7 protein-coding genes are annotated in these 8,052 nt (G+C 60.0%); 5 read left to right on the top strand and 2 right to left on the bottom strand.

Annotation, left to right across the window (positions count from 1 at the left end; genetic code table 11):
* Window positions 1–135: 135 nt before the first annotated feature.
* On the top strand, window positions 136–657 hold the full coding sequence (locus AC1DMY_RS20390) for a hypothetical protein (RefSeq protein ID WP_477166682.1): 522 nt from the start codon (window positions 136–138) through the stop codon (window positions 655–657).
* Window positions 658–784: 127 nt separating this feature from the next.
* Here AC1DMY_RS20390 and AC1DMY_RS20385 read toward each other — a convergent pair whose 3' ends face one another.
* A complete protein-coding gene (locus AC1DMY_RS20385; RefSeq protein WP_477166681.1) occupies window positions 785–1,258 on the bottom strand; it encodes a YehS family protein in 474 nt (157 codons plus the stop codon).
* Between the two features lie 481 nt (window positions 1,259–1,739).
* Between AC1DMY_RS20385 and AC1DMY_RS20380 the strand changes: the two genes are divergently transcribed.
* From AC1DMY_RS20380 to AC1DMY_RS20370, 3 genes are all read left to right on the top strand, one after another.
* Window positions 1,740–2,168 (top strand): HD domain-containing protein, encoded by a 429-nt coding sequence (locus AC1DMY_RS20380; RefSeq protein WP_477166680.1) that lies wholly within the window; start codon window positions 1,740–1,742, stop codon window positions 2,166–2,168.
* Window positions 2,169–2,241: 73 nt separating this feature from the next.
* Complete coding sequence (locus AC1DMY_RS20375; protein ID WP_477166679.1) at window positions 2,242–2,520, top strand: hypothetical protein; 279 nt, start codon at window positions 2,242–2,244, stop codon at window positions 2,518–2,520.
* A gap of 763 nt (window positions 2,521–3,283) precedes the next feature.
* Complete coding sequence (locus tag AC1DMY_RS20370) at window positions 3,284–3,634, top strand: hypothetical protein (protein ID WP_477166678.1); 351 nt, start codon at window positions 3,284–3,286, stop codon at window positions 3,632–3,634.
* A gap of 151 nt (window positions 3,635–3,785) precedes the next feature.
* Here AC1DMY_RS20370 and AC1DMY_RS20365 read toward each other — a convergent pair whose 3' ends face one another.
* Window positions 3,786–5,162 carry an aldehyde dehydrogenase family protein gene (locus AC1DMY_RS20365; protein ID WP_477166677.1) on the bottom strand — a complete coding sequence of 459 codons (1,377 nt, stop codon included), beginning with the start codon at window positions 5,160–5,162 and terminating at the stop codon, window positions 3,786–3,788.
* Between the two features lie 449 nt (window positions 5,163–5,611).
* Here AC1DMY_RS20365 and AC1DMY_RS20360 point away from each other — a divergent pair, with 449 nt between their 5' ends.
* Window positions 5,612–8,029 carry a GH92 family glycosyl hydrolase gene (locus AC1DMY_RS20360; RefSeq protein WP_477166676.1) on the top strand — a complete coding sequence of 806 codons (2,418 nt, stop codon included), beginning with the start codon at window positions 5,612–5,614 and terminating at the stop codon, window positions 8,027–8,029.
* The last annotated feature ends 23 nt before the right edge of the window (window positions 8,030–8,052 follow it).

Raw genomic sequence — 8,052 nt, 5'->3', positions numbered from 1 at the left:
GGTGCCAGCGTCGGATTACGCTCAATAGGGCCACGTCGATCACTCCCGTTACTCCCGCTCGTGTCGTGAGCGGAGGGTGGTAGGAGGTGGCTCAAAATTCGACGAAAATCACCCCGGGAAGTGGCTCAGGTTTGGATGAAACTCAACAGTCTAGCGGTTCTGTTGTTCGCGTTCATTTCCTTTGCTGCTGAGAGCCAGCCTTCCAGCTTTTTTCCGGAGGATGTCAAACCCGCTGCGCGCGAATACGCGCGTGCCGCCGGGCTTGCACCGTTAACGTCGACCGCCGACTTTGAGCTCCGCGTCTGGACCCGCGATTACATGTCCGGCGCGGTCACCGGATCTATAGTGTCTAATCGCATGCAGCGCTCATTCGAAAGCGTGTCGACCCATGATCAGGGAAGGTTGCTCGTCAAAGCGGCCAGTCTAGGAGCCGAGAAACCGGTGCACGATCTGGTTCGACTGAAGAAGCTCACTGAGGTTTTGAAGGCTTACAACGGAAAAGCTGTGTCGTGCGGTGTTATGGATGGCGAATCGGATCTGGTGGACGCGGTTGTGCAAGGCGAGGTTGTTAAAGTCAAAGTCGACAACCCAAGATTTTGTTCCGACAAGGCGTCTAAGACTGTGGCACTTCTTCTCGATGCACTTCGGGGGCCATAACGGGGTCAAGTTCACTTATATCGCGGCCTTTGGTTCGAGAAGTGAACCTGACCCCGTTATTGCTCGTTTCCCACGCTGACCCTCGTTTCCGTCCATTGATCTGAAGCGCGAGCGCCTTCGGGTACGTTCAGCCTTTCCCCCGTACGCGCAGCGTCAATCCCTTAAGGAAGTTTCGAAGCAGCTGGTCTCCGCAGAGGCGGAAATTCTTATGACCGGGCTGGCGGAATAGGGCGGTGAGTTCCGGCCTGGAGATCGGGAAACCGGCATCGTGGAAAGCTTGGTGCATGTCGACATCCTTGAGCTGGAAGGCGACACGAAGCTTTTTCATCACCACGTTGTTGGTAACGCGTCTTTCAATCGGTCGTGGCGGGAGGCTTTCATCTTTACCGCGATAGTAAAAGACCAGGCCATCAAGAAAGTGTGCGAGTACCTGATTGCTGCACTCGGCATAACCCTCTTCATCGTCCTTCTTCAGGAACGCTTGCACGTTCAATCTATCGATCGGGATGTCGGCATCAGACAGTTTGGTGATTTCGACAACTTTGTTGTCGCTGAGATCGAGCATGTAGCGAACGCTTCGTAGTACGTCGTTGTTGATCATTGCTTGTCCTGTCGTGCCGCGCCCCATGGCCCTTGGGCGTTGCACTTGTCAATTCGTGATCCTGGCTGGGACCAAGCCCACGTCCATGTTGTCGGTATGCGCCGCGCCTGGCGAAGACCGCTTTCGCCGGTCATCCGGAAACCGGGCTCACTTGGGGTGGCCCAATTTTAGCTCAGTCGCGCTCACATATCCGACTTCGCCGGTGTGCATGTATCAAGAAAGTGCCGGTCGCCTGCAATCAATTGGGCAGCGCTAAACGCGGCGGGGCGGCGTGCGCATTCCTTGCGGTGCATTCTGGGTATTCCGGTAGGGCTTAATATCAAATCCGGCAAACACTGAACGCCCGGTTGGTGCTTGGCAGGGTTGCGGTCGGGTACTGTTGGCTATGTTCTAGGAACGTCCGCTTCCGACTCGGGGCGGACATTTCCCTTAACGGATACATGAGTTCTGGCCAACGCTTGACTTTAAGGGGGAAGAGGGTATGGCGACTCTCGAACGCGCAATAGCAATTGCGGCTACGGCACACGCGGGCCAGGTCGATAAAGGCGGGGAGCCTTACATTCTCCACCCGCTTCGCGTAATGCTTCGAATGCAGTCAGTGCCTGAAAGGATCGTCGCAGTGCTTCACGATCTTGTCGAGGACTCCGACGTGACGCTGGAGATTCTAGGGGGCGAGGGGTTTTCGCAAGAGGTGCTCGCTGCTGTCGATGCACTGACGAAGCGTAGAGGCGAATCTCGATTGGATGCAGCCCGCAGAGCAAAGAAAGATCCTATTGCGCTCGCCGTAAAGCTAGCCGATAACGCCGAGAACATGGATCTTTCGCGGATAGCGGCGCCGACAGAGCGAGATTACGTGAGGCTAGAGGAATACAAAGTCGTCCGGGCAATTTTGCTTGGAACGGCAGAGTAAGCCAGTCTGTGTACGTCTAATCTCGACGTGCCTGGGCTGAGCACATCATCAATCGCAGGCCCGGGAATCCAGCATGAGTGACTACAATTACTACGCAGTCAGCTACCCAACGGGGAGCGTGCGAGAAATCTATAGAAGCGTGAGCACGTCGCCTTCCGACTTTGGACTGCATGGTTTGTGGCGAGCTAAGAAGGACGGCACTTGGTCAGATAGCCATACTGATGTTGAGCCGCTGTTGAACGATTTCATGAGAGGCGACTTTGATCTGGTTGATGACGAGATCACTGAGGAGCAAGCGAACGCATATTTAAGTCAGTGGCGCTCAAGTGGCTCCTGGCCAGGCCGCGAGTAGAGAGTGGGCAATCTATTGGGGTGCATAAGGTCCGCTTTCGACCCGAAGCGGACATGGATGGAGCGCACAGCTTGAACGTCACTGCAATGTACAGGGCGATGACCACTGAGGAGGAGAAGCTCCTTCGATGGCTACTAGTCAATGGTATTGAGTCCGCCAAGACCTATCTGCCGCAGGTTGAGTTGGTGCGGGTGTCGCCTCGAAAGTGCCCCTGCGGTTGTGCAAGCTTCGATCTAGTTATCCCCGGAAAGCCTCCCGCAAAGGGGGGCATGGGTGTACTTTCCGATTTCGTATTCGGGGAGGGTGGAGAGCACAGCGGCATTTTTGTTTTTGAGCGCGACGGAGATCTTGCCGGCCTCGAGGTATGTGGCTACTCCGGGGATGCTCCAAAGTCACTCCCATCTGTAGAAGCGCTTAGACCCTGGTGAGATCTGCTTCCGACCCGCAGTGGACCCTCCCACCCAGTGCCGCATGGACTGCCTGGTAAGCCCAACCTTCCGTAAAACTACGGTTTGCTCAAGCACGGCTTTGCGGGACGATGAGCCGCTGCGGTCGTATGGCCGCGGAAAATCGATGATCTTGACCCCGGTCACCGTCATCAGGACTTAGGTGTTGCGTCATCCAACACGCGATGGATAGCTGGAACTTCCACCCTCAGTCACGGAGTCATCCTATGAAAGGTCGACGCCTCGTTCAGACATCCTTGGTGATGTGCGCGCTAACCCTCTCGCAAATCGTCAGTGCCGCTGCCCTGGAATGCACTATGCGGTTCAGCCTGTCCGGCTGGTCGGTGATCTACAAGCACACGAGCGGTCAAGGTGTGGTTACTTGCACCAACGGTCAAACCATGAAGGTCAAGATCGAAAGTCATGGCGGTGGGCTGACAGCTGGTAAATCGCGCATTGACAATGGCATCGGCAATTTCAGCGATATCACCAAGATCAGCGATGTGCTCGGCACTTACGCGCAGGCGGATGCCAGCGCAGGTGCCGTGAAATCCGGCACGGCACAGGTGCTCACCAAGGGCCAGGTCTCACTCGCGCTATCAGGCGCGGGCCAAGGCATCGATCTTGGCGTGAGCATAGGTGGCATGACGATTTCGGAAGACAAGTAGAGTTGAAGCCCTTCTCGAAATGACCGGCCCAAAAGCGGACGTTCCGGGAAGGGCACTTCAATTCGCGAGCCGAGCATGAGAAGCCTCTTGCCACAGCGCTTTCAGGCAGAGAAGGATCGCGTCGACCAAGCGCGCCATGCATGGGCTATCGCTAGCTCTTGAAGACAATCATCTTCTCGGCCGTCATCTCGTGCATGGTGTACGGAATGCCGCCGATGCCGTGCCCCGATACATGGCGGCCGGCGAACGGCATCCAGTCGACGCGGAAGGCCGTGTGGTCGTTGATCATCACGGCTGATGCGTCCAGGCGTTCGGCGGCTTCGAAAGCAGGGGCGAGTTCGCGCGTGAAAATACTCGATTGGAACGCGACGGGAAGCGAGTTCGCGGCTGTAATGGCGTCGTCCAGCGTTCGAAACGGATAGACGCAGGTAAGCGGGCCGAACACCTCGAGCGTGGACACCTTGGCGTCTTTGGGCGGATCAACCAGGATGGATGGCTTCAACGTCGTTTCGCTGACGCGGCCACCTCCGATCAGGCGCCCGCCGGCCGCTACAGCCTCGTCGATCCAGCTTTGCACGCGATCGGATTCAGCAGGCAGGATGAGCGGCCCCACTTCCGTTTGCGGCAGCACCGGATCGCCGACATTCAAGGACGTCACCCGGCGTGCGAATCGTTCGAGGAATTCCTGCTGAATATGCTCATGGACGTAGATGCGCTGGACGGATACGCAAACCTGCCCAGCATGGTAGTAACCGCCCTTGGCAATGGGCTCGATGATCTTGTCGAGATCGGCGCTCCTGTCGACGATCACAGGGGCTGCACCACCGTGCTCGAGTGCGCAACGGGCGCCGGGAGCGAGCTTCGAGCGAAGGTACCAGCCGACCCGCGCCGAGCCGATGAAACTGAGGAATGCCACCCGCGAATCCGTTGCGAGCGCTTCGGCGAGGTCGCGTTCCTCGGGCAGGAAGGTTTGCACCCAACCCTCCGGCATGCCTGCTTCGTGCACCAGCGCGACGAGATCCAGGCAGCTGAGAGGCGTGGTGGTCGCGGGCTTGACGATGACGGGGCAGCCCGTCGCCATCGCCGGCGCAATCTGGTGAACGATCAGATTCAGCGGATGGTTGAAGGCTGAAATGGCAGCGACCACTCCAATGGGTTCCTCAATCGTCCACGCCCGGCGATGGTCACTGGACTTGGTGATCCCCATGGGAATCTCACGGCCCGCACTGGTTCGAAGAATCTCCGCGGCGTTTCGAACGCCATCGATGGCCCGATCAGTCTCCACCAGCGCATCGGCGTAGGGCTTGCCGCCTTCTCGAGCGATCTGTTTGGCAAAGTGCTCGCGCTTGCTTTCCATGAGCGTCGCGAGCTTATGCAGAATCTCTATGCGTTCATACGGCTTGAGCCAGCTGGATCGGTCTTTGAACAGCCGGTACGCCGTGGCGAGCTTCGCCTCCAGGGCCTTGGCGTCATCGCTCGGCAGCTCAGTCATCAGTTGGCGATCAAACGCCTGCACCACCTTGATCATTTCATCCTCCTCGCGCTGGTTGGGTATGGGGAGCGCGTGGCAACGACTTCACCGGAGCGCAGCTCCGGAACGTTACTGGTGTCTCGGCGAAGACGAGGTGAGAAGTGGCCGGCGAATCGCTTGTCGGGCCGGCCGTTGCCGAAGGAGGCCGCTCGCTTCATCGTTCAGAGGTCCGCTTTCGATCGTGGATCGCAGGACAGTGCGATGCGATAGCTGGTCACCGCGAAGGCTCTTTCGGCGTCCCTTGCCATTTGGCCAAGTGGTGACCTCTGGGCCTATTTTGCGTTGCAGCAAGCATCCCGGCGGCAAAGCAGGTTAGAGTTGGGGACAGGCACAAGTCGCTGTCATCCGTGAACCGGGTCCATCACTTCGTGGCCTTTTTTTAGATGCTCAATTTAGATCGATCTAAATACGTGAAGACGGCTAAACGTCCGTCGGGGAGAGGTGGCATGGGGCAGGGCTTGTCGGGTAGGCAGGGGCTTCGTCGCGCGTGGATCGCGGCGCTGGCGTGTGGCGTGTCGATGGCGGCCGCGTCGCCTTTGCTGGCGCAGGGCGCGAGTCAGCCGGCGGACGAGGTCAATCCGTTGATCGGTAGCCGCCATGGCGGCAACACCTATCCGGGTGCGGTGCTTCCGTTCGGCATGCTGCAGTGGAGTCCGGAGAACACCCGCGGCAAGCACACCCGTACTGCTTCGCCCAGCGGTTATCTGTACGACGCGCCGCGCATCCGCGGCTTGAGTCTCACGCATATCTCCGGCGCCGGTTGTGCGGGCGCCAGCGGCGATGTCCCCTTCATGCCGGTGACCACGGCCGTGCAGAGCTCGCCGTCGGCTGATCTCACCGACGCCACCTATGCCAGCGATTACACGCACGCCAACGAGCAGGCCACGGCCGGCGCGTATCGCGTGCGCCTGGCCAATGACGTGCAGGTGGCGCTGGCCGCGGCGACGCGCAGTGGCATCGGCAGCTTTACGTTCCCTGCCAACAAGCCGGCCAATCTGCTGATTCGCACCTCCGATTCCGAAGTGGGCAGCAGCGATGCGAACGTCAGCATCGATCGCGCCACGCACACCGTCACCGGCTCAGTCACCAGCGGCAATTTCTGCGGCTATCTGGCCAAGGCCGATCAGCGCAGCTACTACACGCTGTACTTCGTGGCGCAATTCGATCAGCCGTTCGCCTCCACCGGCGCCTGGCATGACGGCGACGTGCAGCCCGGAAAGACGGCGGCGCAGGGCGGCACGGGTTACGACGCGAAGGGCTTCCCCACCGCGGGCAAGGGCTCGGGCGTATGGCTGGGTTTTGATCCGGCCAAGGGCGCCGTGAACGTGCGCGTAGGCATCTCGTACGTGAGCCTCGACAACGCCAAGGCCAATCTCGCGGCGGAGATTCCCGCGGGGCAGTCGGTGGCGCAGGTGCAGGCCAAGGCCCGCCTGGCATGGAACGACGCGCTCGGCAAGGTCGCCATCACCGGCGGCAGCGCCGATGAGCGCACGACGTTCTACAGCGCGCTCTACCACTCGCTGCTGCATCCCAATGTGTTCAGCGACGTCAACGGCGAATACCGCGGTTTCGACCAGCAGGTACATCGCGTCGAAGGCAAGCAGCGCGTGCAGTACGCCAACTTCTCCGGTTGGGATGTGTACCGCTCGCAGTTGCAGCTGGTCACCTGGCTGTATCCGGACGTGGGCAGCGATATCGCGCAGTCGCTGTTCAACCAGGCCAAGCAGAACAACGGCGAGTGGGATCGCTGGACGCATAACAACGGGGGCACGCACGTGATGAGCGGCGACCCGGCGGTGCCGGCGCTGGCGGCGATCGATGCGTTCGGCGGCCACGATTTCGATCTCAAGGGCGCTTACGCCTCGCTGCTGACGGCTGCGACCGTGACGACTGCCAACGATCTCTCCGATGACGGCTGCAACGTGGAGTGCGTGGGCCAGCGTCCGTCACTGGACCAGTGGCTCAAGCTGCACTACATCGCCACCACCTCGCATGCCTGGGGCGGCGCAGCGGAAACGCTGGAAGACGTGACGGCCGATTTTGCGCTCTCGCAACTTGCTGCCCGCGTCGGCGACAAGAAGAACGAAGCGCAATTCCTGACCCGTGCCGGCTACTGGCGCAATCTGTTCAATCCCAAGGCGGCACCGGACGGCGGCTATATCCAGAACCGCAACGCCGATGGCAGCTGGCCGGCGTTCAAGCCCGAGGCCGACGATGGCTTTGTCGAAGGCAGCGCGGCGGTCTATCTGTGGATGGTGCCGTTCGACGTGCGTGGCCTGTTCGACCAGATGGGTGGCATCGAGAAGGCATCGGCTCGTCTGGATCGGTTCTTCCACGACGACAAGGGCAAGTGGGCGCTGACTGAGGCCGGCCCGTTGCATGCCGAGCTCGACAATGAGCCGTCCATAGGCACGCCGTGGCTGTACGCCTTTGTCGGCCAGCCGTCCAAGACGCAGGAAGCCGTGCGCATCGTGGTGAACACGCTGTGGAAGAACACGCCCGAAGGCATTCCCGGCAATGACGACCTGGGCGAAATGTCGTCCTGGTATGTGTGGTCCGCGCTCGGCATGTATCCGGCCATTCCGGGGCGTGGCGAACTCATCCTCGGCAGCCCGTTGTTTACCCATGCAGTGATTCATCGCACACAGGGCGACGTGGTGATTGCCGCACCATCGGCTTCGGCGCAGACACCGTTCGTGCAGTCGCTGAGCGTGAACGGCAAGTCGCACGATAGCCCGTGGTTGCCGGCAAGTTTTGCCGAGCATGGCGGGAAGCTTGAATTTACCCTGGGTGCGCAGGCCAATAAGGCATGGGGCAGCGATATCGCCAAGGCGCCGCCGTCGTTCCCGCCGCCGAAAGCGTAAGCGGCAACGAGCGTGCATCACCC

It is taken from the genome of Dyella sp. 01L423 (assembly GCF_056399945.1).
This window is presented reverse-complemented; position numbering and strand designations above follow the sequence as displayed.

What these genes read in the sequence shown, in the direction of transcription:
- AC1DMY_RS20370 (WP_477166678.1), top strand. Translation starts at nt 3,284, where the DNA reads ATGCGGTTCAGCCTGTCCGGCTGGTCGGTGATCTACAAGCACACGAGC.
- AC1DMY_RS20390 (WP_477166682.1), top strand. Translation starts at nt 136, where the DNA reads ATGAAACTCAACAGTCTAGCGGTTCTGTTGTTCGCGTTCATTTCCTTT.
- AC1DMY_RS20360 (WP_477166676.1), top strand. Translation starts at nt 5,612, where the DNA reads ATGGGGCAGGGCTTGTCGGGTAGGCAGGGGCTTCGTCGCGCGTGGATC.
- AC1DMY_RS20375 (WP_477166679.1), top strand. Translation starts at nt 2,242, where the DNA reads ATGAGTGACTACAATTACTACGCAGTCAGCTACCCAACGGGGAGCGTG.
- AC1DMY_RS20385 (WP_477166681.1), bottom strand. Translation starts at nt 1,258, where the DNA reads ATGATCAACAACGACGTACTACGAAGCGTTCGCTACATGCTCGATCTC.
- AC1DMY_RS20365 (WP_477166677.1), bottom strand. Translation starts at nt 5,162, where the DNA reads ATGATCAAGGTGGTGCAGGCGTTTGATCGCCAACTGATGACTGAGCTG.
- AC1DMY_RS20380 (WP_477166680.1), top strand. Translation starts at nt 1,740, where the DNA reads ATGGCGACTCTCGAACGCGCAATAGCAATTGCGGCTACGGCACACGCG.